The sequence below is a fragment of the Pseudomonas sp. NC02 genome (assembly GCF_002874965.1).
GTDB lineage: Bacteria > Pseudomonadota > Gammaproteobacteria > Pseudomonadales > Pseudomonadaceae > Aquipseudomonas.
In genome coordinates, this window is sequence record NZ_CP025624.1 from 4,302,818 (window position 1) to 4,328,436 (window position 25,619).

25 protein-coding genes and 1 tRNA gene are annotated in these 25,619 nt (G+C 60.1%); 16 read left to right on the top strand and 10 right to left on the bottom strand.

Annotated features, from left to right (window positions below; all coding sequences use genetic code 11):
- Positions 1-138 precede the first annotated feature (138 nt).
- Positions 139-1,050 (top strand): bifunctional GNAT family N-acetyltransferase/nucleoside diphosphate kinase regulator, encoded by a 912-nt coding sequence (locus tag C0058_RS20280; RefSeq protein ID WP_008431545.1) that lies wholly within the window; start codon positions 139-141, stop codon positions 1,048-1,050.
- A gap of 248 nt (positions 1,051-1,298) precedes the next feature.
- On the opposite strand, the gene C0058_RS20285 is transcribed toward C0058_RS20280, so the two are convergent.
- Positions 1,299-1,389 (bottom strand) — tRNA-Ser (locus C0058_RS20285).
- Positions 1,390-1,541: 152 nt separating this feature from the next.
- Between C0058_RS20285 and C0058_RS20290 the strand changes: the two genes are divergently transcribed.
- The 7 genes from C0058_RS20290 to C0058_RS20320 all read left to right on the top strand — a co-directional run bounded on the left by C0058_RS20290 (position 1,542) and on the right by C0058_RS20320 (position 5,754).
- Positions 1,542-2,213: a Bax inhibitor-1/YccA family protein gene (locus C0058_RS20290; RefSeq protein WP_003219636.1), complete on the top strand. Its 672-nt coding sequence runs from the start codon at positions 1,542-1,544 to the stop codon at positions 2,211-2,213.
- A gap of 89 nt (positions 2,214-2,302) precedes the next feature.
- Positions 2,303-2,695: a sulfurtransferase complex subunit TusD gene (tusD, locus tag C0058_RS20295; RefSeq protein WP_003219632.1), complete on the top strand. Its 393-nt coding sequence runs from the start codon at positions 2,303-2,305 to the stop codon at positions 2,693-2,695.
- Position 2,696: 1 nt separating this feature from the next.
- Positions 2,697-3,047 (top strand): sulfurtransferase complex subunit TusC, encoded by a 351-nt coding sequence (gene tusC, locus C0058_RS20300; protein WP_102369433.1) that lies wholly within the window; start codon positions 2,697-2,699, stop codon positions 3,045-3,047.
- Positions 3,047-3,340, top strand: coding sequence for a sulfurtransferase complex subunit TusB (gene tusB, locus C0058_RS20305; RefSeq protein ID WP_003219628.1), 294 nt, complete (start codon positions 3,047-3,049; stop codon positions 3,338-3,340). The genes tusC and tusB overlap by 1 nt, the downstream gene beginning before the upstream one ends.
- Positions 3,337-3,672: a TusE/DsrC/DsvC family sulfur relay protein gene (locus C0058_RS20310; RefSeq protein WP_102369434.1), complete on the top strand. Its 336-nt coding sequence runs from the start codon at positions 3,337-3,339 to the stop codon at positions 3,670-3,672. The genes tusB and C0058_RS20310 overlap by 4 nt, the downstream gene beginning before the upstream one ends.
- Positions 3,669-4,670 (top strand): glycosyl transferase family protein, encoded by a 1,002-nt coding sequence (locus C0058_RS20315; RefSeq protein ID WP_102369435.1) that lies wholly within the window; start codon positions 3,669-3,671, stop codon positions 4,668-4,670. The genes C0058_RS20310 and C0058_RS20315 overlap by 4 nt, the downstream gene beginning before the upstream one ends.
- 88 nt (positions 4,671-4,758) lie before the next feature.
- Positions 4,759-5,754: a glutathione S-transferase family protein gene (locus C0058_RS20320; RefSeq protein ID WP_102369436.1), complete on the top strand. Its 996-nt coding sequence runs from the start codon at positions 4,759-4,761 to the stop codon at positions 5,752-5,754.
- Positions 5,755-5,917: 163 nt separating this feature from the next.
- Here C0058_RS20320 and cysG read toward each other — a convergent pair whose 3' ends face one another.
- From cysG to ftsK, 6 genes are read right to left on the bottom strand one after another with little or no spacing between them, the layout of a single operon-like run.
- Entirely contained in the window at positions 5,918-7,312 is a 1,395-nt protein-coding gene (gene cysG / locus C0058_RS20325; protein WP_003219620.1) for a siroheme synthase CysG, read from the bottom strand.
- Positions 7,313-8,593 carry a serine--tRNA ligase gene (gene serS / locus C0058_RS20330; protein ID WP_003219618.1) on the bottom strand — a complete coding sequence of 427 codons (1,281 nt, stop codon included), beginning with the start codon at positions 8,591-8,593 and terminating at the stop codon, positions 7,313-7,315.
- 16 nt (positions 8,594-8,609) lie between these two features.
- Positions 8,610-8,984: a fluoride efflux transporter CrcB gene (gene crcB, locus C0058_RS20335; protein ID WP_003219617.1), complete on the bottom strand. Its 375-nt coding sequence runs from the start codon at positions 8,982-8,984 to the stop codon at positions 8,610-8,612.
- Positions 8,984-10,306 (bottom strand): replication-associated recombination protein A, encoded by a 1,323-nt coding sequence (locus tag C0058_RS20340; protein WP_003219616.1) that lies wholly within the window; start codon positions 10,304-10,306, stop codon positions 8,984-8,986. Before C0058_RS20340 ends, crcB begins: the two co-directional genes overlap by 1 nt.
- Before the next feature lie 27 nt (positions 10,307-10,333).
- Positions 10,334-10,957, bottom strand: a complete 624-nt coding sequence (gene lolA, locus C0058_RS20345; protein ID WP_016975527.1) for an outer membrane lipoprotein chaperone LolA — start codon at positions 10,955-10,957, stop codon at positions 10,334-10,336.
- Between the two features lie 57 nt (positions 10,958-11,014).
- Entirely contained in the window at positions 11,015-13,423 is a 2,409-nt protein-coding gene (gene ftsK / locus C0058_RS20350; RefSeq protein WP_003219614.1) for a DNA translocase FtsK, read from the bottom strand.
- A gap of 487 nt (positions 13,424-13,910) precedes the next feature.
- Between ftsK and aat the strand changes: the two genes are divergently transcribed.
- The 3 genes from aat to infA all read left to right on the top strand — a co-directional run bounded on the left by aat (position 13,911) and on the right by infA (position 15,673).
- Complete coding sequence (aat, locus tag C0058_RS20355; RefSeq protein WP_003219611.1) at positions 13,911-14,591, top strand: leucyl/phenylalanyl-tRNA--protein transferase; 681 nt, start codon at positions 13,911-13,913, stop codon at positions 14,589-14,591.
- A gap of 55 nt (positions 14,592-14,646) precedes the next feature.
- Positions 14,647-15,354 (top strand): arginyltransferase, encoded by a 708-nt coding sequence (locus C0058_RS20360; RefSeq protein ID WP_003219609.1) that lies wholly within the window; start codon positions 14,647-14,649, stop codon positions 15,352-15,354.
- 100 nt (positions 15,355-15,454) lie between these two features.
- Positions 15,455-15,673 carry a translation initiation factor IF-1 gene (infA, locus tag C0058_RS20365; protein ID WP_002553999.1) on the top strand — a complete coding sequence of 73 codons (219 nt, stop codon included), beginning with the start codon at positions 15,455-15,457 and terminating at the stop codon, positions 15,671-15,673.
- A 236-nt stretch (positions 15,674-15,909) separates the two neighbouring features.
- On the opposite strand, the gene clpA is transcribed toward infA, so the two are convergent.
- Positions 15,910-18,180 carry an ATP-dependent Clp protease ATP-binding subunit ClpA gene (gene clpA, locus C0058_RS20375; RefSeq protein ID WP_003219606.1) on the bottom strand — a complete coding sequence of 757 codons (2,271 nt, stop codon included), beginning with the start codon at positions 18,178-18,180 and terminating at the stop codon, positions 15,910-15,912.
- A gap of 29 nt (positions 18,181-18,209) precedes the next feature.
- Positions 18,210-18,578, bottom strand: coding sequence for an ATP-dependent Clp protease adapter ClpS (gene clpS / locus C0058_RS20380; protein WP_003219604.1), 369 nt, complete (start codon positions 18,576-18,578; stop codon positions 18,210-18,212).
- A gap of 224 nt (positions 18,579-18,802) precedes the next feature.
- On the opposite strand from clpS, the gene cspD reads away from it, so the two are divergent.
- Positions 18,803-19,063 carry a cold shock domain-containing protein CspD gene (cspD, locus tag C0058_RS20385; RefSeq protein ID WP_023658953.1) on the top strand — a complete coding sequence of 87 codons (261 nt, stop codon included), beginning with the start codon at positions 18,803-18,805 and terminating at the stop codon, positions 19,061-19,063.
- Positions 19,064-19,133: 70 nt separating this feature from the next.
- On the opposite strand, the gene icd is transcribed toward cspD, so the two are convergent.
- Positions 19,134-20,390 (bottom strand): NADP-dependent isocitrate dehydrogenase, encoded by a 1,257-nt coding sequence (gene icd, locus C0058_RS20390; protein ID WP_003219599.1) that lies wholly within the window; start codon positions 20,388-20,390, stop codon positions 19,134-19,136.
- Between the two features lie 494 nt (positions 20,391-20,884).
- On the opposite strand from icd, the gene C0058_RS20395 reads away from it, so the two are divergent.
- The 4 genes from C0058_RS20395 to hflD all read left to right on the top strand — a co-directional run bounded on the left by C0058_RS20395 (position 20,885) and on the right by hflD (position 25,589).
- Entirely contained in the window at positions 20,885-23,110 is a 2,226-nt protein-coding gene (locus C0058_RS20395; protein ID WP_003219595.1) for an NADP-dependent isocitrate dehydrogenase, read from the top strand.
- Positions 23,111-23,338: 228 nt separating this feature from the next.
- Positions 23,339-23,785 carry an NUDIX hydrolase gene (locus tag C0058_RS20400; RefSeq protein ID WP_008431568.1) on the top strand — a complete coding sequence of 149 codons (447 nt, stop codon included), beginning with the start codon at positions 23,339-23,341 and terminating at the stop codon, positions 23,783-23,785.
- A gap of 59 nt (positions 23,786-23,844) precedes the next feature.
- On the top strand, positions 23,845-24,969 hold the full coding sequence (gene mnmA, locus C0058_RS20405) for a tRNA 2-thiouridine(34) synthase MnmA (protein WP_003219588.1): 1,125 nt from the start codon (positions 23,845-23,847) through the stop codon (positions 24,967-24,969).
- Positions 24,966-25,589 carry a high frequency lysogenization protein HflD gene (gene hflD / locus C0058_RS20410; RefSeq protein ID WP_003219586.1) on the top strand — a complete coding sequence of 208 codons (624 nt, stop codon included), beginning with the start codon at positions 24,966-24,968 and terminating at the stop codon, positions 25,587-25,589. The genes mnmA and hflD overlap by 4 nt, the downstream gene beginning before the upstream one ends.
- Positions 25,590-25,619: the final 30 nt, after the last annotated feature.

Genomic DNA, 25,619 nt, shown 5'->3' on the forward strand with positions numbered 1-25,619 from the left:
TCAGCAAGCGGTGGCTTCTTGGAACTCTCTGGCATGTTCGCCATTACTCGCGGCATGTCTTAAAATATCCGGTTGCCGAAGAACCGCCATGACATATCCATGAAGGGCTTCAATCCTTTACAAATAAGTGTGGTCAAGATGAACAAGCCTTTCATTTCGCTGTGCCCTGAAATTACGCGGGCGCACGCGCTGACGTTGGTGGATTGGTTAGAGGATGAACGCATCACCTGCTATCTGAGCGATTCGCGTCATGTCTCCCGCTCCATTGAGCAAGTCATTGATCGGACTCAGTTGCCGATCCTGACTCATCTATTCAACCAGGGCGGCAGATTCTTTATGGCCTATGACCGGCATGACGCTCCGGTGGGCTTTGTCCGTCTCATCAAGACCGGCTCAAATTGCGAGATTGTCCTGGTCATCGGAGACAGCGACAAATGGGGCCGGAACCTGGGCGCCAGCACGATCCGCGAAGGCATGAAACTGGCCTTCCTCGACATGCGGGCCGAGAAGCTCATCGCCAAGATTCACCCGGACAACTCGCGCTCGCTGAAAGCCTTTCTGCGCAGCGGCTTTATGCTGGAGAGCGAAACGCCGACATTGACGTCATTTTCCATGACGGCGGCGAGCTATTTCCAGTTCTTGCGCGAAGGCGCCGGTGGCGACTCCACCAGGATCTACATCACTGAAATCGACAAGGCCAGGCTCGAGGATCTGATCGCGTTCGAGCAAGGCCCGGCGGTTGTTGAACTCGAACATGAGCTTGAGCGGGCCATTGTCGTCAAGCCGCAGCAGGTGGCGTGCAATGTCATCACGATGAACTCCAGGGCCTTGCTGCAACTGGACGATGAAGAGTTCGAAGTGGCCTTGGTCTACCCTGAAGACGCGGACAGCAACGCAGCAAAGCATTCCGTGTATTCCGACATAGGCACCGCCATCCTTGGCTATCAGGAGGGAGACGCCATCGACTGGCGAATTGCTGACCGGACCCGCCGGATTGAGATCAAGAAAGTGCTTTACCAGCCGGAGGCTGCGGGCGACTTCCACCTGTAATTGCGCCTTTTCTCAGTAACGAATCACGCCAGACAGCGCGCCCGGCTTGGGTGCCTGACTTCTCCAGCGTGAACTGATAACCGAGACGGTTATCGGCGCGGGGGGTGAGATCGTGAAACCTACCCGCTGACGCCCACTTTTTGCAGAGTTGCGGAAACTGCCTGAAATGATACGGAAACGATTAGAGGTGTATTCCTGAACCCCAGAAACGCAAAAGCCCCGCAATAGCGGGGCTCTTGAGTAAATCTTGGCGGGAAACCAGGGATTCGAACCCTGGAGACGCTATTAACGTCCGCCGGTTTTCAAGACCGGTGCATTCAACCACTCTGCCAATTTCCCTTGTGCAACACAGGATTAGCGTAGCTCATCCTGCCTCAGCGGGCGCCATAATACCCGAATGAAACACACTGTCAAACTCTCGCCATAGCTTGTTACAGAGCGTCTGTTATGATCCTTGCGACTGAATGTTTCAAAACTGAAGGAGTGTCGCCATGCGCGAACAAAATTACGCAGTGAATGGAAACGCGCAGGCTGAGCAGCTAGAAGTTAGCCGCGTCCTGCGCAATACGTACGGCTTGCTCGCTCTCACCCTCGCGTTCAGCGGCGTGATGGCCTTCGTAGCCCAGCAAATGCGCGTCGGCTACCCGAATATCTTCGTCGTGCTGATCGGCTTCTACGGTCTGTTCTTCCTGACCAACAAGCTGCGCGACTCGGCCTGGGGCCTGGTGTCGGCGTTTGCCCTGACCGGTTTCATGGGCTTTATCCTCGGCCCGATCCTTAACCGTTACCTCGGCATGGCCGGCGGCGCGGAAGTGGTCAGCTCGGCATTTGCCATGACTGCCCTGGTATTTGGCGGCCTGTCGGCCTACGTGCTGATTTCCCGCAAGGACATGAGCTTCCTGGGTGGTTTCATCACCGCCGGTTTCTTCGTGTTACTGGCTGCGGTACTGGCAGGCATGTTCTTCCAGATCAGCGGCCTGCAACTGGCGATCAGCGCAGGTTTCGTGCTGTTCTCCTCGGCCTGCATCCTGTTCCAGACCAGCGCAATCATCCAGGGTGGCGAGCGTAACTACATCATGGCCACCATCAGCCTGTATGTATCGATCTACAACCTGTTTATCAGCCTGTTGCAGATCTTCGGCATCATGGGCCGCGACGACTGATCGCAGCCGCATGCAAAAAGCCCGCTTCGGCGGGCTTTTTGTTGCCTGCGGCTTTATCATTGCCACAGGTTTTGCCTTCAGAGTGTTCCATGAAGTTCGCGATTGCGCTTTTTTCCGCCGCCCATGCGCCCTCCTCGCGCCGTGCCTTGCTGTTCGCCCAGGCGGCGCTGGCGGGTGGGCATGAGATTGTGCGGCTGTTTTTTTATCAGGATGGCGTCTACAGCGCGTCCACCAACATTGTTGCGCCGCAGGACGAGCAGGATATTGCCCGTCAGTGGCGCGAGTTTGTCAGCGAGCATCAGCTTGATGGCGTGGTGTGCATCGCCGCGGCCCTGCGCCGTGGCGTGCTGAATGCCGAAGAGGCCACCCGTTATCAGCGCAGCGCGGTGAACCTGGACGCGCCTTGGGCATTGTCCGGGCTTGGGCAGTTGCATGACGCCGCCCAGTCCGCTGACCGTTTGATCTGCTTCGGAGGGCCGTGACATGTCGAAATCCTTGCTGGTGATCAGCCGACAGGCGCCGTGGTCCGGCCCCGGCGCCCGTGAAGCGCTGGATATCGTATTGGCTGGCGGCGCGTTTGATTTGCCGATTGGCCTGTTGTTTCTGGATGACGGCGTGTTTCAACTGGCCGCAAGCCAGGACGCCAGGGCCGTGCAACAGAAAGACCTGAGCGCCAACCTCCAGGCCCTGGAATTATTTGGCGTCGAAGAGGTGTTTGCCTGCAGCCATAGCCTCGCCGTGCGCGGGCTGGCCACCTCCGGCAACGCACAGCCGCTGAGCAGTGAACAAATTTCACAGATGATTGACCGTTACGACCAGGTGATTACCCTCTGATGTCGACCTTGCATGTGGTATCCCACTCGCCTTTTACCGACAGCCGGCTGGACAGCTGCCTGCGCCTCTGTGGCACCCAGGATGCGATCCTGCTGTGCGGCGACGGCGCCTACGCCCTGCAACCCGCCAGCGCGCCTTGCCAGGCCCTGCAGGCCAGGGGCGTGAAAGTGTTTGTACTGGCCGAAGACAGCCAGGCGCGTAACCTCGCCGTGCCTGAATGGGCCGGCAGTGTCGATTACCCGGCGTTCGTCCAGCTGTCGATCGACTATGACAAGGTCAACACCTGGCTATGAACACTTTGACCGTAGGTGAACGCACCCTCGAACTGGACAAGGACGGCTACCTCGTCGACCTGACCGAGTGGTCCAGCGACGTGGCCAACGCCCTCGCCACCGCCGAAGCGCTGGAGCTGACCCCGGAACACTGGGAAATCCTCGAACTGCTGCGCGGCTTTTATACCGAATTCCAGCTGTCGCCCGCCACCCGCCCGCTGATCAAGTACACCGCCTTGAAGCTGGGCCCGGAAAAGGGCAACAGCCTGCACCTCAACCGACTGTTCAAAGGCACTCCCGCCAAACTCGCCGCCAAGCTGGCGGGCCTGCCCAGGCCGACGAATTGCTTATGACTGATTTTGCCCCGTTGATCACTGAAACCCCTGCCGAACATCCGTTCGCGCCGTTCGTGCGCATCCTCGGCAAAGGCAAGCGCGGCGCCCGCAACCTCACCCGTGAGGAAGCCCGGGAAGCCATGGGCATGTTGCTGGACGAGAAGGTCGAAGACACCCAGCTCGGCGCCTTCCTCATGCTGCTGCGGCACAAGGAAGAAAGCCCGGAAGAACTCGCAGGCTTCACCGAAGCCGTGCGCGAGCGCCTGAATGCACCGTCGCTCAATGTGGATGTCGACTGGCCGACCTACGCCGGTAAAAAACGCCACCTGCCGTGGTACCTGCTGGCAGCCAAGTGCCTGGCACAGAACGGCGTGCGTATCCTGATGCACGGCGGCGGCGCGCATACGGCAGGCCGGCTCTACACCGAGCAGTTGCTGGATGGCTTGCAGATTCCGTTGTGCCGCAATTGGCAACAGGTGGAAGCGGCCCTTGAACAGGGCAACCTGGCGTTTATTCCCCTGGGGGACTGGGCGCCGCAACTGCAGCGCATGATCGACCTGCGCAACACCCTGGGCCTGCGCTCGCCGATCCATTCACTGGCGCGCATCCTCAACCCGTTGAGCGCCCGCTGCGGCCTGCAAAGCATCTTCCACCCGGGCTACCAGGGCGTACACCGCGATGCCAGCGGCCTGCTTGGCGACAACAGCATCGTGATCAAGGGCGACGGCGGCGAGATCGAGATCAACCCGGACACCATCAGCCACCTGTACGGCACTACCGGCGGCGAAAGCTGGGATGAAGAGTGGCCCGCCCTCTCCGCCCAGCGCCACGTCAAGCCTGCGGCCCTGGAGCCCGAGCATTTGAAGGCGCTATGGCGCGGTGAGGTGCAGGACAGCTACCCGCAACTGGCACTGATCGCCACCATGGCCCTGGCCTTGCGCGGCCTCGGCCACCCGCGGGAACAGGCGTTCGAACTGGCCCAGCAGTACTGGGATGCCCGGGACAAATCGATTTAGTCGATCATTACCCCCCAGCCTTTGCGCTTTTTGTTCGAACTCAGACCTTTAGACTGCACTCCAACGCTTATTAGCCAAGGAGTCAGTCATGGGTTTGCTGATCGAAGGACGCTGGCATGACCAGTGGTACGAAAGTAGCGCAGACGGCGCCTTCCAACGGGAGCAGGCGCAACGCCGCAACTGGGTGACCGCCGATGGTGAACCCGGCCCGACCGGCGAAGGCGGTTTCGCGGCTGAAGCCGGTCGCTACCATCTGTACGTATCCCTCGCCTGCCCCTGGGCGCACCGCACATTGATCCTGCGAAAGCTCAAAGGCTTGGAAAGCCTGATCGACGTGTCGGTGGTCAGTTGGCTGATGCTGGAAAACGGCTGGACCTTCGACAAGGCCCATGGCTCCAGCGGCGACAAGCTTGACGACTTCACCTTCATGCACCAACGCTACACCGCCGACACCGCCAGCTACACCGGGCGGGTCACAGTGCCGGTGTTGTGGGACAAGAAGCTCAAGCGGATTGTCAGCAATGAGTCGGCGGAGATTATTCGCATGTTCAACAGTGCGTTTAATGAACTGACCGGCAATCAACTGGATTTCTATCCCGAAGCCCAGCGCTCGACCATTGATGCACTGAACGATCGAATTTATCCCGCCGTGAACAACGGTGTGTACCGCGCAGGCTTTGCCACGTCACAAAAGGCTTATGAGGCCGCATTTGATGATGTGTTTGCCGAACTGGATCACCTTGAGCAGCACTTGGGTGAGCATCGTTACCTGGCGGGAGAATACCTGACTGAAGCCGATGTAAGGCTTTTCACCACGGCGATTCGGTTTGATGCGGTGTACTACAGCCACTTCAAATGCAACCTGCGACGGATTGCGGATTATCCGAACCTGTCGAACTGGCTAAGGGAGTTGTATCAGTGGCCGGGGATTGCCGAGACGGTGGATTTTGCTCACATCAAGGGGCATTACTACGCCAGTCACCGCACGATTAATCCGACGGGGATTGTGCCGAAGGGGCCGTTGCAGACGTTTGAGGCGGAGCATGACCGCGCGAGACTGAGCGGAAAAGGCATCTTGAGCTGACACACCCTGTGGCGAGGGAGCTTGCTCCCGCTGGGCTGCGAAGCGGCCCCAAAATCCTGGGAGCGCTTCGCACTCCAGCGGGAGCAAGCTCCCTCGCCACAGCAAGCTCCCTCCCCACAGCAAGCTCCCTCGCCACAGAGACGGTCTCGCCACAGGAGACGTGTCAGACTTGCGACTGAGCGCCTTCAAACCACTTCAGCTTCTCACGCAACTGCACCACTTCTCCCACAATCACCAGTGTCGGCGCATGAACCTCATGTTCCGCCACCATGCGTGGCAGGTCAGCCAGGGTGCCGGTAAACACCCGCTGGTTGGACGTGGTGCCCTGCTGGATCAACGCCGCCGGCGTATCCGCCGAACGACCATGCTTGATCAGCTGTTCGCAGATGATCGGCAACCCGATCAAGCCCATGTAGAACACCAGGGTCTGCGAAGGGCCCACCAGGTCACTCCACGGCAGGTCCGAAGTCCCGTCCTTCAAGTGCCCGGTAATGAAGCGAACCGATTGCGCATAGTCGCGGTGGGTCAGCGGAATACCGGCATACGCCGCGCAACCACTGGCCGCGGTAATACCCGGCACCACCTGGAACGGGATGCCATGGGCCGCCAATTCTTCGATCTCTTCACCGCCACGCCCAAAGATGAACGGATCGCCACCCTTGAGCCGCAGCACGCGCTTGCCTTGCCTGGCCAGGTCCACCAGTTGCTGGTTGATCTGGTCCTGCGGCACCGCATGGTCGGCGCGACGCTTGCCGACATACACCCGCTCGGCATCGCGACGGCACAGCTCAAGAATCGCCGGCGCCACCAGGCGGTCGTAGAGCACCACGTCGGCCTGTTGCATCAAGCGCAAGGCGCGGAATGTCAGCAGGTCCGGATCACCCGGGCCTGCGCCCACCAGGTAGACTTCGCCCGGTGCGTGCGGCGGTGCGCCGTTGATTTTCTCCACCAGCAAACGTTCGGCTTCATCACCCTGCCCGGCCAGTTGCCGATCAGCAATCGGACCCTGGAAGACATCTTCCCAGAACGCGCGACGTTGCTGCACATCCGGGAACAAGCCTTTGACCTGGCTGCGAAACCGCGCCGCCAGCCCGGCCAACTGGCCGTAAGTCGACGGAATCCAGGTTTCCAGCTTGGCCCGGATCAGCCGTGCCAGCACCGGCGCATCGCCGCCGCTGGACACTGCGATCACCAACGGCGAACGGTCGACAATCGCCGGGAAGATCACGCTGCACAAGGCCGGCGCATCCACCACATTGACCGGTACGCAACGACGCCGGGCATCGCTGGACACTTGCGCGTTCAGCGGCTCGTCGTCGGTTGCCGCGATGATCAGGGTGCAACCGTCGAGGTCGGCCTCCTGATAACCACGCAAAATCAGTTCACCGCCACTGCCCTGCACCAGTTCACGCAACTGGTCTTCAATCTGGGGAGCAACCACCCGCAACAACGCGCCGGCGTCGGCCAGCAGCCGGGATTTGCGCAAGGCAATCTCCCCGCCACCGACGACCAACACACGACTGCCGCGCAGGTTATGAAACAGCGGCAGAAATTCCATTTAGCCGATGACCTCAACGCCCGCCATGTACGGCTTGAGCACTTCAGGCACGCGGATCGAACCGTCAGCCTGCTGGTAGTTTTCCAGCACGGCCACCAGGGTACGGCCTACTGCCAGGCCCGAACCGTTGAGGGTGTGGACCAGCTCGGGCTTGCCGGTTTCCGGGTTACGGAAACGCGCCTGCATGCGACGGGCCTGGAAATCACCGCAGTTGGAGCACGACGAAATCTCGCGGTATTTGTCCTGGCTCGGCACCCACACTTCCAGGTCGTAAGTCTTCACGGCACTGAAACCCATGTCGCCGGTGCACAGCGCCAGAACGCGGTACGGCAGCTCCAGCAGTTGCAGGACGCGTTCGGCGTTGGCGGTCAGGCCTTCCAGCGCTTCCATGGAAGTCGACGGCTCGACAACCTGCACCATCTCGACCTTGTCGAACTGGTGCTGGCGAATCATGCCGCGGGTGTCGCGGCCCGATGCACCGGCTTCGCTGCGAAAGCACGGCGAGTGGGCGACAAACTTGATCGGCAGCTGCTTGGCGTCGAGGATTTCCCCGGCCACGATATTGGTCAGCGACACTTCGGCGGTCGGGATCAGGTACAAGTCGGCTTCGCCGTCGCGGCTGATCTTGAACAGGTCTTCCTCGAATTTCGGCAGCTGGCTGGTGCCCATCAGCGCCGGAGCCTGGACCAGATACGGGGTGTAAGCCTCTTCGTAGCCGTGCTCGCCGGTGTGCAGGTTGATCATGAACTGCGCCAGGGCGCGGTGCATGCGTGCAATCGGGCCACGCAGCAAGGCAAAGCGCGCGCCGGACATTTTGGCCGCCGTTTCGAAGTCCAGGCCACCGGTCAGTTCGCCCAGGGCGACGTGGTCCTTGATCTCGAAATCGAAGGCTTTTGGCGTGCCCCAGCGACGGACTTCGACGTTGCCGTCTTCGTCTTCGCCGATCGGCACGGATTCGTGCGGCAGGTTCGGGATGCCCAGCAGGATCGAGTCCAGTTCGGTCTGGATAACGTCCAGCTCGACTTTGCCGGAAGCCAACTCGCCAGCCATACGCTCGACGTCCGCCATCAACGGCGCGATGTCTTCGCCGCGCTGCTTGGCCTGACCGATGGATTTGGAACGCGCATTACGCTCAGCCTGCAGTGCTTCGGTGCGGGTCTGGACGGTCTTGCGCTGTTCTTCCAGCGCTTCGATGCGCGCAACATCCAAGGCAAAGCCACGGGATGCCAGGCGGTCCGCTACGTCCTGAAGGTTGCTACGTAACAGTTTGGAATCGAGCATGTCGGTCTCTCGTTTATCAAAGTTTGGTCAAGGACAGGCCAGCCCAGGTGGCGAGCAGCCCGCCGAACACGCTGACGGCCAGGTACCCGAAGGCGACCGGTGCCTGCCCGCTTTCCAGCAGGCGTAGCGTGTCCAGTGAAAAGGATGAAAAGGTCGTCAGACCGCCTACAAAACCGACAATCAAGCCGGCACGAATCTCAATCGGCACTTCCGGGCGAAGCAGAAACCACCCGTACAACAAGCCGATGATCAAACAGCCCACCAGGTTGACCGCCAGGGTCGCCGCATAAAAATGCTTCGGCCAATTGGCGCTGACCCAGGTGCTGGTGGCGAAACGCAATAATGTACCAGCGATGCCGGCCACGGACACGGCAAGAATCGTTCTGAGCACTACTTTCTCCGCTGTTTCGGACTGAGCCGGTCAAGTTGGGCAAGGTGATTGAGCTTTTCGCCGATCTTCAGCTCCAGGCCGCGGGGCACCGGCTGGTAAAACGGCTGCGGCTCAAGGTCATCCGGGAAGTAATCTTCGCCAGCCGCATAGGCGTCCGGTTCATCGTGGGCGTAGCGGTACTCATCGCCGTAGCCGAGTTGCTTCATCAGCTTGGTCGGCGCATTGCGCAGGTGCAGCGGCACTTCCAGGGAACCATGCTCGGCGGCAGCACGCAGGGCGGACTTGAAGCCCATGTACACCGCGTTGCTCTTCGGTGCGCAGGCCAGATAGGTGATGGCCTGCGCCACCGCCAACTCGCCTTCCGGGCTGCCCAGGCGTTCCTGCACTTCCCAGGCGGCCAGGCACAGGCTCAGCGCGCGCGGGTCGGCATTGCCGATGTCTTCGCTGGCCATGCGCACCACGCGCCGGGCGAGGTACAACGGGTCGCAACCGCCGTCGATCATCCGCGCAAACCAGTACAGCGCGCCGTCGGGGTTTGAGCCGCGCACAGACTTGTGCAGCGCGGAAATCTGGTCGTAGAACGCTTCGCCGCCCTTGTCGAAACGCCGGCGGGTGTCGCCCAACAGGCTCTGCAGCAAGTCGACGCCGATTTCGCTGCCATCCTCGGCCAGGTCGGAAGCGTTCTCCAGCAGATTGAGAAAACGTCGACCGTCGCCATCCGCAGCAGTCAGCAGGATCTTGAAGCCTTCCTCACTGACACTCAACTGGCGCTTGCCCAGGCCCTTGTCTTCGTTCAGCGCACGCTGCAAGAGCTTCTGCATCGCGGCTTCGTCGAGGCTCTTGAGCACATAGACACGCGCCCGGGACAGCAAGGCATTGTTCAGTTCAAAAGACGGGTTTTCGGTGGTGGCACCAATAAAGATCAGCGTGCCGTCTTCGACATACGGCAAGAACGCATCCTGCTGCGACTTGTTGAAGCGATGCACTTCGTCGACGAACAGGATGGTGCGCTTGCCGTACTGCCCGGCCTGCTGCTTGGCGACTTCCACCGCCTGGCGGATCTCCTTGACCCCGGCCAGCACCGCCGAGACCGTCTCGAAGTGTGCATCCGAGACTTTTGCCAGGAGCCGCGCCAGGGTGGTTTTACCCACGCCCGGCGGCCCCCAGAAAATCATCGAGTGCAGCGCACCCTGCTCAAGGGCCTCGCGCAAAGGCTTGCCGCGGGCGAGCAGGTGTTCCTGCCCGACGTACTCGTCCAGGTTGGTCGAGCGCAGGCGCGCCGCCAGAGGCTGAGCAATCGGGTCACTTCGAAACAGGTCCATGGGCAGCGTTTGAAACCTCTGGGCAGTTTATTCCTGGATCACGTCGGCACCCTTCGGGATGTCGAACTTGAACTTGGATGCCGGTACCGGCTGGTTGGCCTTGACCCCGGAGAACAGGATATCGGTGCGCTGGCCGACGCTGTCAACCAGGCGCATGTTGTTGATCACGCCGTTGCCAAACGACAGGGACAGCGTGTCAAAGAGCGTGTCCTTGGATTTCGGCTTAAGGGTGAATTCAATCACGTTGCTGGTCTGCTTGGAGGTAATGTCGAAGCTGTCGTTGATCTTCGACACATCGCCCGACAGCAACAGCGCTGGCGTCTGGTTCAGGCGCGGGTCGAGCTTCTTGATGGTCGCCTGCTCCAGGTCCGGGTCCCACAGGGTGACTTTTTGGCCGTCAGAGACGATGGTCTGCTCGGCCTTGCCTTCTGTGTGCCAGTAGAACAGCCCTGGGCGCTGCACAGCCATCTCGCCGGCGGTTTCCTGCAACTGGGTGCCACCGGCATCCAGCGTGAGCTGGGAGAAGCGCGCGGTCAGGGTCTGGGATTTGTCCAACAGGTTTTTCAGGCTGGCGACGGAAGCCGGGTCAGCATGAGCCGAAACAGCAGTCAGGGCCAATGCAGGCAACAACAGCATGCGGATAAGACGCATGGGAGTCCTCTTAGATTCGGTTGCAAGGCGTGCCGCGTGTTGCCACGCGGCACGTAATCAGTCACGCATCTGCGCTGGCGCAATCACTTCGCGCGAGCCGTTGGTGTTCATCGAGGTGACCACGCCGGCCATTTCCATGGCTTCGATCATGCGGGCAGCGCGGTTGTAGCCAATCTTCAGCTTGCGCTGTACGGCGGAGATCGAGGCGCGGCGGCTTTCAAGCACGAACTGCACCGCTTCGTCGTAGAGCGCATCGGTCTCGGCATCATCGTCGCCACCGCCGCTGCCACCGTCGAAGCCGCTGCCGGCCTCTTCGACGCCGGCGAGGATGTCGTCGTTGTATTCCGGGGCGCCACGCAGTTTCCAGGCTTCCACCACACGGTGCACCTCATCGTCGGAGACGAACGCGCCGTGGACACGGATCGGCAAACTGGTGCCCGGCGGCATGTAGAGCATGTCACCGTGGCCCAGCAGTTGCTCGGCGCCGCCCTGGTCGATGATGGTCCGGGAATCGATCTTGCTCGACACCTGGAACGCCATGCGGGTCGGGATGTTGGCCTTGATCAGGCCGGTGATCACGTCCACCGACGGACGCTGGGTCGCGAGGATCAAGTGGATCCCAGCGGCCCGCGCCTTCTGGGCGATACGGGCGATCAGCTCTTCGACCTTCTTGCCGACGATCATCATCATGTCGGCAAATTCGTCGACCACCACCACGATGGTCGGCAATTTGGTCAACAGCGGCGCTTCGTCGTGGATGCTTTCGCGCTTGTACAACGGGTCGGTCAGCGGCGTGCCGGCGTCCTGGGCTTCCTTGACCTTGGCGTTGAAGCCCGACAGGTTACGCACACCCATCTTCGCCATCAGCTTGTAGCGCCGTTCCATCTCGGCAACGCTCCAGCGCAGGGCGTTCGCCGCATCCTTCATGTCGGTCACCACCGGGCACAACAGGTGTGGAATGCCTTCGTAGATCGACAGCTCAAGCATTTTCGGGTCGATCATGATCAGCTTGGCGTCATCCGGGCCCGACTTGAACAGGATCGACAGGATCATCGCGTTCACACCCACCGACTTACCGGAACCGGTGGTACCGGCGACCAGCAAGTGAGGCATTTTCGCCAGGTCGGTGATCACCGGCTTGCCGCCGATGTCGTGGCCCAGGGCCAGGGTGACCGGCGACTTGAAGTTGTCGTACTCCGGGGTCGACAGCACTTCGGAGAAGCGCACGATCTGCCGGTCTTCGTTGGGAATCTCGATACCGACGGTGGTCTTGCCCGGAATCACTTCCACCACCCGCACGCTGGTCACGGCCAGCGAACGCGCCAGATCCTTGGCCAGGTTGGAAATGCGGCTGACCTTGACGCCGGCAGCCGGCTGGATTTCGTAGCGGGTAATCACCGGGCCCGGGTGGATCGAATCCACCGAGACTTCGACGCCGAATTCCTTGAGCTTGATTTCCAGCAGGTGGCCGACGGCCGCCAGGGATTCAGGGGAATAATTGAGCTGTTTCTTTTCCGCAGGATCAAGAATCGAGATCGGCGGCAAGGTGCCTTCCACGGCGCTGTCGACAAACAACGGCGCCTGTTTCTCTTTCTGCACGCGGTGGCTCGGCTCGGGGGCCTTCGGCGGCGCAGGGGCAATCACCGGCGGCACTTGCTTCTCGCGGTCCGACATGTGCTTGGTCAGGGCCTGCTCACGTTCGATCAGGCGTTCCTTGACCTTGGCCTGCTCACGCCGGTCCGGCGTGCTCGGGGCTACCACCTCGTTGACGCGGGTATCCACCTCGCGCAGTTGCGCAACCATGCGTTTGCGGTCCACCCGGGCCGACCACCAGCGATTGGCCGCGCCCTGGAACAGTTCGAGCAGGTCGAGGGTGATCTTGCCGGTCACGTCCATGACCTTGAACCAGGACAGGTCGGTAAACACGGTGAGGCCGAACAGGAACAGCGCAATAAACATCAGGGTGCTGCCCTGGATGTTCAGGGTCCTGCGGGCCAGATCGCCGAGGCTTTCGCCCAGAGCGCCGCCGGCACCGGCCGGCAGACCGGTAGGTGCATGGAAATGGATATGGGCCAGGGCCGCGCCGGACAACACCAGGAACACCAGGCCGATCAGGCGCCAGGAGAACAGCCAGCCGCTCCATTGCCACGGCTCGTGACGCTGGCGGAAGATCTGCCAGGTCTTGATGGCCAGCAGCAACGGGAAGATGTAAGCGAAGTAACCCAGCACCATGAACAGGATGTCGGCGCTGTAGGAACCGGCCGGACCACCGAAGTTCTGCACGTCTTCGATCTTGCTGTTGTGGCTCCAGCCTGGATCGTCCTTGCCATAGGTGAGCAAGGCCATCATCAGGAACAGGCACAGCGCGCCGATGGCGATCAGTGCACCTTCCTTGAGTCGGTAGTGCAGGTGCTGGCGCCAGGCGGGCACGACTGCGGCTTTAGGTGTTGCGGCGGATTTCTTCAAAACGGGTCTTTTCCTGCGCCTTTAGCGCGTCCATCTGTTGAATGACTGCAAAACACTGCCCAATCCGGGCAGGTAAAAAATGAACGAGTGCCAGTGGAGCTACTTTTAACACCCTGCTACTGATTCATGAAACGGCGATAACGCCCCAATGGCCGCATTGTACGGGTTTGTGTGCGCGATGCCACGCACTTGGCCCTACGTTACACAGCATAGCCAATGTTCAATTTCATAACGTTCAATTTGAGCATGCATTGTCTTTACTGACAAAGGCTTATGAGCTGTTTTTGCCAATCCAGGCTAGCTTACTGACCGACGTACGCGATTACGACCACGCCCCCGGCATAGAGTTGCAGAAACACCCGTTCATGCTTATCTGCACCGATCCCATGTTCGGGGTAGCCCCAGAGCGTTTCGTCGACAATAATCACAGTTCTTGCAACGGACAACATCGCCGTTACCGCCCTCCCCTTCCGTAAGCCTGGATGCCATGCTGACCTGGTTACAACGCAACACCCTGACCTTCCCACCGCTGGCCAAGGCCATGCGCGAACCCAATGGCCTGCTCGCGGCCGGTGGCGACCTGTCGGCCGACCGCCTGATCCAGGCCTACCGCCACGGCTGCTTTCCCTGGTTCTCGGAAGGCCAGCCCATCCTCTGGTGGTCGCCCGACCCACGCACCGTACTCTTCCCCGATGAGCTGCACGTTTCCCGCAGCCTCGGCAAATTGTTGCGCCAGCAGCGTTACACAGTGACCTTCGACCAGGACTTCGCTGCGGTCATCCAGGCGTGCGCGGCGCCGCGCAGTTATGCCGATGGCACCTGGATCACCGAAGCCATGCAGAACGCCTACCTGCAACTGCACCAGCGCGGCTATGCGCATTCGGTGGAGGTGTGGGACGCGGGCGAACTGGTGGGCGGCCTGTACGGCCTGGCGATGGGCCAGTTGTTTTTCGGCGAGTCCATGTTCAGTCGCGCCGACAACGCCTCGAAATACGGCTTTGCCACCCTGGTTCGGCAACTACAGGCCTGGGGCTTTGTGCTGATCGACTGCCAGATGCCCACCGATCACCTGCACAGCCTCGGCGCCCGCGCCATTCCCCGCAGCGACTTCGCCAACTACCTGCGCGACCATTTGGACCAAACCAGCTCTGCTCCGTGGGTTTCCTAGGCGACTTCCCCGCACCTGGCTTACACTTATTTCAAAGCTTATCCGAGGGTTGATCATGACCGAGCTGGCGCGTTTGAAGTTTTATGCCACTCAACCCCACTCATGCAGCTATCTGCCCGATGAGCAGGCCACCACGCTGTTCCTCGACCCCAGCCAGCCGATGGACGTGCATGTGTATGCCGATTTGTCGGAAATGGGCTTCCGGCGCAGCGGCGACCACCTTTACCGGCCGCACTGCCAGAACTGCAACGCCTGCGTACCGGCGCGCATCCCGGTGGCGCAGTTCCTGCCGGACCGCAACCAGAAACGCATCCTGAAGCGCAACGCCGACCTGACCGTTACCGCCACCAAACCCGGCTTCAGCGAAGAATATTTCGACCTTTACCAACGCTACATCGAACAGCGCCACGCCGACGGCGACATGTTCCCGCCCAGCCGCGACCAGTTTTCCACCTTCCTGGTGCGCGACCTGCCCTTCTCGCGCTTCTATGAGTTTCGGCTCGAGGGACGACTGGTGGCGGTCGCCGTGACTGACCTGCTGCCCAATGGCCTGTCGGCGGTCTACACCTTTTATGAGCCCGCCGAGGAACGGCGCAGCCTGGGACGCTTTGCGATCCTGTGGCAGATCGGTGAAGCCTTGCGCCTGGAATTGGAGGCGGTGTACCTCGGATACTGGATAAAAAACTGCAAAAAGATGAACTACAAGACCCAATATCGGCCCATTGAGCTGCTAATTAACCAAAGATGGGTCACGTTGAACTAGAACCTCTTGGCTTAAACACCCTTTTTCGGGCACAATGCACGCCGCTTTTGCCTGGCGCAGTTGCACCGGGCCATTCACTGGATACCGAGGGCTTTACTGCATGTCGAAAGAAGACAGCTTCGAAATGGAAGGCACTGTCGTCGACACCCTGCCCAACACCATGTTTCGTGTGGAGTTGGAAAATGGGCACGTCGTAACCGCGCATATCTCCGGCAAGATGCGCAAGAACTACATTCGTATTCTTACCGGTGACAAAGTGCGCGTCGAACTGACGCCCTATGACCTGAGCAAAGGGCGCATCACTTACCGCGCCCGTTAATCAAGTCAATACAAAACGCCCGGTTATGCCGGGCGTTTTTGTGTGCGCGCGATTTACCTGAAACCAGCAATCCCTTGTGGGAGCGGGCTTGCTCGCGAATGCGGCATATCAGTCACTGACTGTGTCGACTGGCACACCGCATTCGCGAGCAAGCCCGCTCCCACATTTGATCTGCATCGGTTTCAAGACAGCAAAAAGGCGCCTCTCGGCGCCTTTTTGTTTTGTTGCGTCAGCTATCAGGCCATTTCAGCCGTGGTTTCGAAGTCGAAGGTCAACTCGCCGTCCTTCAGATCGATATGCACCACGCCACCATGGTCTGCCAGTTCGCCGAACAGGATCTCTTCCGCCAGTGGGCGCTTGATCTTGTCCTGGATCAGGCGAGCCATTGGCCGAGCGCCCATTGCCGCGTCGTAGCCACCTTCCGCCAGCCAGTTGCGCGCCGCGTCCGAGACTTCCAGCTGCACGCGCTTGTCTTCCAACTGCGCCTGGAGCTCGGTGAGGAACTTGTCCACCACGCTTTTGATGACCTCATGGCTGAGGCGACCAAACTGGATGATGGTGTCCAGGCGGTTGCGGAATTCCGGCGTGAAACTCTTCTTGATCACTTCCATGGCGTCGGAAGAGTGATCCTGATGAGTAAAGCCAATGGAAGCCCGCGCGGCCGTTTCGGCACCGGCATTGGTGGTCATGATCACGATCACGTTGCGGAAGTCCGCCTTGCGCCCGTTGTTGTCGGTCAGGGTGCCGTGGTCCATGACCTGCAACAGCAGGTTGAAGACTTCCGGGTGCGCCTTCTCGATTTCATCGAGCAGCAGCACGCAATGTGGCTGCTTGGTGATCGCCTCGGTCAACAGGCCGCCCTGGTCGAAGCCGACATAGCCCGGAGGCGCACCGATCAGGCGCGACACGGTGTGACGCTCCATGTACTCGGACATGTCGAAACGCACCAGCTCGATCCCCATGGCCTTGGCCAATTGCCGCGCCGCTTCGGTCTTGCCGACGCCGGTAGGCCCGGCGAACAGGAACGAACCGACCGGCTTGTCCGGCGACTTGAGGCCAGCGCGGGACAGCTTGATCGCGGTGGACAGCGAGTCGATGGCTGCATCCTGACCAAACACGGTCAGCTTGAGGTCGCGCTCCAGGTTACGCAGCAGCTCCCGATCGGAGGTGTTGACGTGTTTTGGCGGAATCCGCGCGATCTTCGCCACGATATCCTCGACCTGAGGCACGTCGATGCGTTTCACACGCTTCTCTACCGGCTGCAGGCGCTGGTAGGCACCCGCCTCGTCGATCACGTCGATGGCCTTGTCCGGCATGTGCCGGTCATTGATGTAGCGCGATGCCAGCTCGGCGGCTGCACGCAGCGCCTCATCGGTGTACTCGATGCCATGGTGCGCTTCAAAGCGCCCCTTGAGCCCGCGCAGGATGCCAATGGTGTCTTCTACCGAAGGCTCGGACACATCCACTTTCTGGAAGCGGCGCGCCAGGGCACGGTCTTTTTCGAAGATCCCGCGGAATTCCTGGAACGTGGTCGAACCGATGCAACGGATATCGCCCGAAGACAGCAGCGGCTTGAGCAGGTTCGACGCATCCATCACGCCACCGGAAGCAGCACCGGCACCGATGATGGTGTGGATTTCGTCAATGAACAGGATCGCCTGCGGGCGTTTTTTCAGCTCGCCGAGCAACGCCTTGAAGCGCTTCTCGAAATCGCCACGGTACTTGGTCCCGGCGAGCAATGCGCCCAGGTCAAGGGAGTAGACGACGCTGTTGGCCAGCAGGTCGGGCACCTGGTTATCAACAATGCGTTTGGCCAGGCCTTCGGCAATCGCGGTTTTACCCACGCCTGCCTCACCGACCAACAACGGGTTGTTCTTGCGGCGACGCGCCAGGATCTGCGCCACGCGCTCAACTTCCAGCTCACGCCCCACCAGCGGATCGATCCGCCCCTGGCGCGCCAGTTCGTTGAGGTTGCTGGCATAAGCGTCCAGCGGGTTGCTCGAAGAAGAAGACTCACCGCCCTCGTCATCCTGCATATCCTGCTCACCTTCCGAGTGATCGCCATGCCCCGGCACCTTGGAAATGCCATGGGCGATGTAGTTGACGACATCAATACGGGCAACGCTTTGCTGCTTGAGCAGGAACACAGCCTGGCTTTCCTGCTCGCTGAAGATCGCCACGAGCACATTGGCCCCTGTGACTTCGCGCTTGCCGGAGCTCTGTACGTGGAAAACGGCACGCTGCAGTACCCGCTGGAAGCCCAGGGTTGGCTGGGTCTCGCGGTCCTCGTCATGAACGGGGATCAACGGCGTGGTGGAGTCGATAAACTCCTGCAGGTCATGCTTGAGTTTGTCGAGATTGGCACCACACGCACGCAGTACGGTGGCGGCAGCTTCGTTATCCAAAAGTGCCAGCAGCAGGTGTTCGACGGTCATGAATTCATGACGCTTCGAACGGGCCTCCTTGAAGGCAAGATTGAGGGTGACTTCGAGCTCGCGGTTTAACATAGCTTCACCTCATACCCAAGTGGTCGGAGTTAACCGTCCTTCTCGATTTCACAGAGTAGCGGATGCTGGCTTTCCCTGGCGTACTGGTTGACCTGCATGGCCTTTGTCTCGGCGATGTCGCGGGTAAACACTCCACATACTGCCCGTCCTTCTGTGTGAACGGCCAGCATTACCTTGGTCGCCAACTCGCGGTTCAGGTTAAAAAACACCTCGAGTACTTCGACGACGAAATCCATCGGTGTGTAGTCATCATTGAACAAAACCACCTTGTACATCGGCGGCGCCTGTAAAGCAGGCTTGGCCTCCTGGACAGCAATGCCTGCAGAACCGTCGTCGTCTTCTTGATGATCCGGGCGATCCTGATTGAATGTTAGTCGAATCTGGCTGATTGCATGCATGGAAAGAAAGGTTCGTCAGTGGTTCAAATACAGTGGTGGGGGCGACCTGTCAGAATTTCAACTCTGACCGACTGGTCGCCTTGACTATCGGCAAATCAGTGTTACAACCAATAGAACCCACAGTGGGTAAAAAAGGTCCGCGCAGTCAACCTTATTTATTCGGGTTAGGACGGATAAACTGGATGATACTCCAGTGATGGAGTCTGGTGCAGAGGGATATGGGCATGGCGAGCGGTAAGGTCAAGTGGTTCAACAATGCCAAGGGTTACGGCTTCATCAACGAAGACGACAAGACTGACGACCTATTTGCGCATTACTCGGCTATCCAAATGGATGGCTACAAGACACTAAAGGCAGGGCAACCGGTTTCCTTCGACATCATTCAGGGACCCAAGGGCTTGCACGCAGTGAATATCAGCGCTCCAGTCAGCGCCACTACCCCCAAAGAGGGCGTCGCTCAAAAATCAAAAAGACAACTGGCCTGATCAGCCACTGAGCAAACGCTCTAAAAAAAACCGGCCCATCAGGCCGGTTTTTTTACGCCTCCGTATCAGCTTACATATGCGAAATCAGCGCATCCCCGAACGCCGACGACGACAGCAACTTGGCGCCGTCCATCAAGCGGTGGAAGTCATAGGTCACGGTCTTGGCCGAAATGGCGCCGTTGGTGCCCTTGATGATCAGGTCGGCCGCTTCGGTCCAGCCCATGTGGCGCAACATCATTTCCGCCGACAGGATCAGCGAACCCGGGTTGACCTGGTCCTTGCCGGCATACTTCGGCGCAGTACCGTGGGTGGCTTCGAACATCGCCACGGTGTCGGACAGGTTGGCGCCCGGCGCAATACCGATACCGCCCACTTCCGCCGCCAGGGCGTCGGACAGATAGTCACCGTTAAGGTTAAGGGTGGCGATCACGTCGTATTCGGCCGGGCGCAGCAGGATCTGCTGGAGCATGGCGTCGGCAATGGCGTCCTTGACCACCACATTCTTGCCGGTGCGCGGGTTCTTGAATTGCATCCACGGGCCGCCATCCAACAGGGTCGCACCGAACTCTTCGGCCGCCACTTCGTAGGCCCATTCCTTGAAGGCACCTTCGGTGAACTTCATGATGTTGCCTTTGTGCACAATGGTCAGCGAGTCGCGGTCGTTATCCACGACATACTGCAAGGCCTTGCGCGCCAGGCGCTTGGTGCCTTCCAGGGACACCGGCTTGATGCCGATCCCGCAGTTCTGGTCGAAACGGATCTTGGTGACGCCCATCTCTTCCTTCAGGAACTTGATGACCTTGATCGCTTCCGGGGAGCCGGCTTTCCACTCGATGCCGGCGTAAATATCCTCGGAGTTCTCGCGGAAGATGGTCATGTCCACATCGCCTGGCTTCTTGACCGGGCTTGGCACGCCTTCGAACCAGCGCACCGGGCGCAGGCACACATAAAGGTCGAGCTGTTGGCGCAGGGCAACGTTCAGCGAACGGATACCGCCACCGACTGGGGTGGTCAGCGGGCCCTTGATGGAAACCACGTAGTCCTTGACCGCATCCAGGGTTTCCTGGGGCAGCCAGGTGTCCTGGTCGTAAACCTGGGTGGCCTTTTCGCCGGCATACACCTCCATCCAGGAGATTTTGCGCTTGCCGCCATAAGCCTTGTTAACAGCTGCATCGACCACCTTGATCATCACCGGGCTGATGTCGACGCCAATACCGTCACCCTCGATGAAGGGGATGATCGGGTTGTCAGGAACATTGAGAGAATGGTCTGCATTGACGGTGATTTTGTCGCCGACTGCCGGAACCTGAATCTTCTTGTATCCCATGCTGAACTCCATCTATGGATTGAACATCTGGCTGCGTTCGAGCCTACTCCAGATAAATGAGGACTGAAACCTCAGGCCCTGCACATTTGCGTCGAAAACAGCATATTTAGCGGCCTACAAGCTTGAAAGCAAAGGGAAAAGCGCCAATCTTGAGCACATCATGCGACTTTAGGCGCAACCCGCTGCCTGCGACCTTTAGACCAATGGACGACACACCTTTTGTATGAAGGCTCGGCGTAAGCATAGCGACCTATGTATAATGCCGCCGCTGACCAAAGAGTCACGACGGCCGACCGCTCTAGACAGACGCCCTCCGCCAGAAAAGCCGAGCTGCTACAGTAGCTCACCCGCTTGACGCTCGACTGATGCAACCCAACATCACCGCGAAGAAACTTCGACATTTCGCTCATGGATGACTTTGAACGAACGCGCTTTACCCGGCGCATCTCGAGTTTCTGCGCATGCTTTCAGCAAAGAAGAGAGTTAATCCGAATATGCCCACCCGCTCGAAGATCATCTACACCTTCACCGACGAAGCCCCAGCCCTCGCCACCTATTCACTGCTGCCTATCGTAGAGGCCTTCACCGCTTCCGCTGATATTGCCGTGGAAACCCGCGACATTTCCCTGGCCGCGCGCATCCTCGCAAGCTTCCCCGAGCAACTGGGCGCCAAGGCCGTGCCGGACCACCTCGCCGAACTGGGCGACCTGGCCGTTACCCCTGAAGCCAACATCATCAAGCTGCCGAACATCAGTGCCTCGACCCCTCAGCTGCAAGCTGCGATCAAGGAACTGCAGGCCCAGGGCTACGCCCTGCCGGACTACCCGGAAACCGTAACCACCGACGCGGAAAAAGAAACCCGTGCACGTTACGACAAGGTCAAGGGCAGCGCCGTGAACCCGGTACTGCGCGAAGGCAACTCCGACCGCCGCGCCCCGCTGTCGGTCAAGAACTACGCTCGCAAGCACCCGCACAAAATGGGTGCCTGGGCTGCCGACTCCAAGTCCCACGTTGCCCACATGAGCAACGGCGACTTCTACGGCAGCGAGAAAGCCGTTCAGATCGAAGGCGCTGATGCCGTCAAGATCGAACTGATCGCCAAGGACGGTACTGCTACCGTCCTGAAGGAAAAAACCAGCGTACAAGCTGGCGAGATCATCGACACCGCCGTGCTGAGCAAGAAAGCCCTGCGCAGCTTCATCGCCGCTGAAATCGAAGACGCCAAGAAACAAGGCGTGCTGCTGTCGGTTCACCTGAAAGCCACCATGATGAAGGTTTCCGACCCGATCATGTTCGGCCAGATCGTTGCCGAGTTCTATAAAGACGCGCTGGCCAAGCACGCTGTGGTGCTGGAGCAGATCGGCTTCAACCTGAACAACGGCATCGGCGACCTGTACGCTCGCATCAAGGCCCTGCCGGCCGATCAGCAAGCGCAGATCGAAGCCGACATCCAGGCGGTATACGCTGCTCGCCCTTCCCTGGCGATGGTCAACTCCGACAAAGGCATCACCAACCTGCACGTGCCGAGCGACGTCATCGTCGACGCATCGATGCCTGCCATGATCCGTGACTCCGGCAAGATGTGGGGCACCGACGGCCAGCTGCACGACACCAAGGCTGTGATCCCGGATCGCTGCTACGCCACTATCTACCAGGCAGTGATCGAAGACTGCAAGGCCAATGGCGCCTTCGACCCAACCACCATGGGCAGCGTGCCAAACGTTGGCCTGATGGCGAAAAAAGCCGAAGAGTACGGCTCCCACGACAAGACCTTCCAGATCAAGGCTGACGGCGTAGTCCGCGTCACCGACAGCAAGGGCAACCTGCTGATGGAACAGGCTGTTGAAGCCGGCGACATCTTCCGCATGTGCCAGACCAAAGACGCGCCGATCCAGGACTGGGTCAAACTGGCCGTCAACCGCGCCCGCGCCAGCAACACCCCGGCCATCTTCTGGCTGGACCCACAGCGCGCGCACGACGGCGTCGTGGTCGAGAAAGTTCAGGCTTACCTGAAAGACCACAACACCGAAGGCCTGGACATCCGCATCATGTCGCCGGTCGACGCGATGAAGTTCACCCTGGAGCGCACCCGCAAGGGCCTGGACACCATCTCGGTGACCGGCAACGTTCTGCGCGACTACCTGACCGACCTGTTCCCGATCATGGAACTGGGCACCAGCGCCAAGATGCTGTCGATCGTGCCACTGATGAACGGTGGCGGCCTGTTCGAAACCGGCGCTGGCGGCTCGGCTCCGAAGCATGTGCAGCAACTGGTTGAAGAGAACTTCCTGCGCTGGGATTCCCTGGGCGAGTTCCTGGCCCTGGCCGCATCCCTCGAGCATTTGGGTGTGACGTACAACAACCCGAAAGCCCTGGTGCTGTCCAAGACCCTGGACCAGGCCACCGGCCAGTTCCTCGACAACAACAAGTCGCCATCGCGCAAAGTCGGCAACATCGACAACCGCGGCAGCCACTTCTACCTGGCGCTGTACTGGGCTCAAGCCCTGGCGGCCCAGAGCGAAGACACTGCATTGCAAGCGCAGTTTGGCGAACTGGCCAAGACCCTGACCGCGAATGAGGCAACCATCGTTGCCGAGCTCAACGCTGTCCAGGGCAAGCCAGTGGACATCGGTGGCTACTACGCACCGAACGCCGAGCTGACCAGCAAGGCCATGCGCCCAAGCGCCACCCTCAACGCGGCAATCGCTGCGCTGGTGTAAGGTTGTAAGGATGCAAAGAAGCCCCGGCCCTGTGCCGGGGTTTCTGTTTCTGGACATGGCGCTTTTATTGAAGAAACCCAATCAAAATGTGGGAGCGGGCTTGCTCGCGAATGCGGTGGATCAGTCAATACCTCTTTAACTGACACGCCGTATTCGCGAGCAAGCCCGCTCCCACACTGAATGCAATCGCGCCTGAAGACAGCGTTACACCTTGAATCGAGGCACTTTATGACCTGGCTACCTCACATCACCGTCGCCACCATCGTCGAAGACAACGGCCGCTTCCTGATGGTCGAAGAACTCAAGGGCGGCCGCGCCGTGCTCAACCAGCCCGCCGGCCACCTCGACCCGAACGAAACCCTGACCGAGGCCGCCGTGCGCGAAACCCTCGAAGAGACCGGCTGGGACGTCGAAGCCACCGGGATTGTCGGGATTTACCTGTACACCGCTCCCAGCAATGGCGTGACCTATCAGCGCGTATGCTTCATCGCCAAGGCCCTGCAACACCACCCGGACTACCCACTGGACGACGGTATTCTGCGCGCCCGCTGGCTGACCCGTGACGAATTGATGGCCCTGCGCGAAGACTGGCGCAGCGAGCTGATCATCCGCTGCATCGACGATTATCTGGCCGGCCAGCGCCACAGCCTCGAATTGATCCGCCCTTCTCTTTAGCCTTGCAGACGCGAGCCTGCTAGAATCGCGTCCTTTTTAAAGACTCCCGTTGAAATCCTATGCGTGATCCAGCCCCTTCTGACACACAAAAGAAGCGCGTCATCGTCGGTATGTCCGGCGGCGTGGATTCTTCCGTTTCCGCCGTTCTGCTCATGGAGCAGGGTTATGAGGTGGAAGGCCTGTTCATGAAGAACTGGGAAGAAGACGATGGAACGGAATATTGCACCGCCATGGACGACCTGGCGGATGCCCAGGCCGTCTGCGACAAAATCGGCATCAAGCTGCACACCGCCAACTTCGCCGCCGAGTACTGGGACAACGTGTTCGAGCACTTCCTGGCCGAATACAAGGCCGGCCGCACGCCGAACCCGGACATCCTGTGTAACCGCGAGATCAAGTTCAAGGCGTTCCTCGACTACGCGATGATCCTCGGTGCCGATCTGATTGCTACTGGCCACTACGTGCGCCGTCGCGACATCGATGGCCGCACCGAACTGCTCAAGGGCCTGGACGCCAACAAGGACCAGAGCTACTTCCTGCACGCCGTCGGCGGCGAACAGATCGCCAAGACACTGTTCCCGGTGGGCGAGCTGGAAAAGCCCGAAGTGCGCGCCATTGCCGAGAAACACGGCCTGGCCACCGCCAAGAAGAAGGATTCCACCGGGATCTGCTTTATCGGCGAGCGCCGTTTCAGCGACTTCCTCAAGCAGTACCTGCCGGCGCAACCGGGCGAGATCAAGACCACCGAAGGCGAGATCATCGGCCGTCACCACGGCTTGATGTACCACACCATCGGCCAGCGCCAGGGCCTGGGCATCGGCGGCTTGAAAGACGCCGGCGAAGAGCCGTGGTACGTGCTGGTCAAGGACCTGGAGCACAACGAGCTGATCGTGGGCCAGGGCAATGACCACCCATGGCTGTTCTCCCGCGCCCTGCTGGCCTCGGACATCTACTGGGTCAACCCGGTGGACCTCAGCAGCCCGCGCCGCCTGACGGCCAAAGTGCGCTATCGCCAGAGCGACCAGCCCTGCACGCTGGAAAAAACCGCCACCGGCTATCGCGCCACCTTCGACGACCCGCAGCGCGCCGTAACGCCCGGCCAATCGGTAGTGTTCTATGACGGAGAGATTTGCCTGGGGGGCGGTGTGATCGAAGTTGCCGAACCCTGGAGCAGCCAGGCATGAGCCCGACCCAGGAGCAACTGACGGCACTGGGCGGCGTGTTTCTCGCCGCGGTGCTGGTGGACAAGATCGCCAAGACCGGCCAGGTCACCGAGGCAGGCCTGACCTGCATGCTCGGCAGCCTGCTGATCCGCGACCCGAAGGACACCCTGGAAGTGTACGGCGGCGACGACCTGGCCCTGCGCGAAGGTTATCGCGCACTGGTCGGCGCCCTCGAGCGCGACCCAAGCACCTTGCAGCGCGAGCCGCTGCGCTACGCCCTGTCGATGCTCGGCCTGGAGCGCCAATTGGCCAAGCGCGACGACCTGCTGGACACCATCGGCAAGCGCCTGCCGCAGATCCAGTCCCAGGTCGAGCATTTTGGCCCGGCCCACGAAAACGTGATCGCAGCCTGTGGCGCCCTGTACCAGGACACCCTGAGCACCTTGCGCCAGCGGATCCAGGTGCACGGCGATATGCGCAACCTGCAACAACCAAACAACGCCTCGAAAATCCGCGCCCTGCTGTTGGCCGGTATTCGTTCGGCGCGGTTATGGCGCCAATTGGGCGGTCATCGCTGGCAGTTGGTGGTCAGCCGACGCAAATTGCTGAAAGAGCTTTACCCGTTGATGCGCAACGAATAAGTCGCAGCAACCGATTTTTTATAGCCCCAC

What these genes read in the sequence shown, in the direction of transcription:
- tusB (WP_003219628.1), top strand. Translation starts at nt 3,047, where the DNA reads ATGTCGACCTTGCATGTGGTATCCCACTCGCCTTTTACCGACAGCCGG.
- clpA (WP_003219606.1), bottom strand. Translation starts at nt 18,180, where the DNA reads ATGTTAAACCGCGAGCTCGAAGTCACCCTCAATCTTGCCTTCAAGGAG.
- hflD (WP_003219586.1), top strand. Translation starts at nt 24,966, where the DNA reads ATGAGCCCGACCCAGGAGCAACTGACGGCACTGGGCGGCGTGTTTCTC.
- cspD (WP_023658953.1), top strand. Translation starts at nt 18,803, where the DNA reads ATGGCGAGCGGTAAGGTCAAGTGGTTCAACAATGCCAAGGGTTACGGC.
- infA (WP_002553999.1), top strand. Translation starts at nt 15,455, where the DNA reads ATGTCGAAAGAAGACAGCTTCGAAATGGAAGGCACTGTCGTCGACACC.
- C0058_RS20280 (WP_008431545.1), top strand. Translation starts at nt 139, where the DNA reads ATGAACAAGCCTTTCATTTCGCTGTGCCCTGAAATTACGCGGGCGCAC.
- serS (WP_003219618.1), bottom strand. Translation starts at nt 8,593, where the DNA reads ATGCTCGATTCCAAACTGTTACGTAGCAACCTTCAGGACGTAGCGGAC.
- C0058_RS20340 (WP_003219616.1), bottom strand. Translation starts at nt 10,306, where the DNA reads ATGGACCTGTTTCGAAGTGACCCGATTGCTCAGCCTCTGGCGGCGCGC.
- C0058_RS20320 (WP_102369436.1), top strand. Translation starts at nt 4,759, where the DNA reads ATGGGTTTGCTGATCGAAGGACGCTGGCATGACCAGTGGTACGAAAGT.
- aat (WP_003219611.1), top strand. Translation starts at nt 13,911, where the DNA reads ATGCTGACCTGGTTACAACGCAACACCCTGACCTTCCCACCGCTGGCC.
- C0058_RS20400 (WP_008431568.1), top strand. Translation starts at nt 23,339, where the DNA reads ATGACCTGGCTACCTCACATCACCGTCGCCACCATCGTCGAAGACAAC.
- tusD (WP_003219632.1), top strand. Translation starts at nt 2,303, where the DNA reads ATGAAGTTCGCGATTGCGCTTTTTTCCGCCGCCCATGCGCCCTCCTCG.
- clpS (WP_003219604.1), bottom strand. Translation starts at nt 18,578, where the DNA reads ATGCATGCAATCAGCCAGATTCGACTAACATTCAATCAGGATCGCCCG.
- icd (WP_003219599.1), bottom strand. Translation starts at nt 20,390, where the DNA reads ATGGGATACAAGAAGATTCAGGTTCCGGCAGTCGGCGACAAAATCACC.
- tusC (WP_102369433.1), top strand. Translation starts at nt 2,697, where the DNA reads ATGTCGAAATCCTTGCTGGTGATCAGCCGACAGGCGCCGTGGTCCGGC.
- C0058_RS20395 (WP_003219595.1), top strand. Translation starts at nt 20,885, where the DNA reads ATGCCCACCCGCTCGAAGATCATCTACACCTTCACCGACGAAGCCCCA.
- lolA (WP_016975527.1), bottom strand. Translation starts at nt 10,957, where the DNA reads ATGCGTCTTATCCGCATGCTGTTGTTGCCTGCATTGGCCCTGACTGCT.
- C0058_RS20315 (WP_102369435.1), top strand. Translation starts at nt 3,669, where the DNA reads ATGACTGATTTTGCCCCGTTGATCACTGAAACCCCTGCCGAACATCCG.
- C0058_RS20310 (WP_102369434.1), top strand. Translation starts at nt 3,337, where the DNA reads ATGAACACTTTGACCGTAGGTGAACGCACCCTCGAACTGGACAAGGAC.
- cysG (WP_003219620.1), bottom strand. Translation starts at nt 7,312, where the DNA reads ATGGAATTTCTGCCGCTGTTTCATAACCTGCGCGGCAGTCGTGTGTTG.
- C0058_RS20360 (WP_003219609.1), top strand. Translation starts at nt 14,647, where the DNA reads ATGACCGAGCTGGCGCGTTTGAAGTTTTATGCCACTCAACCCCACTCA.
- C0058_RS20290 (WP_003219636.1), top strand. Translation starts at nt 1,542, where the DNA reads ATGCGCGAACAAAATTACGCAGTGAATGGAAACGCGCAGGCTGAGCAG.
- mnmA (WP_003219588.1), top strand. Translation starts at nt 23,845, where the DNA reads ATGCGTGATCCAGCCCCTTCTGACACACAAAAGAAGCGCGTCATCGTC.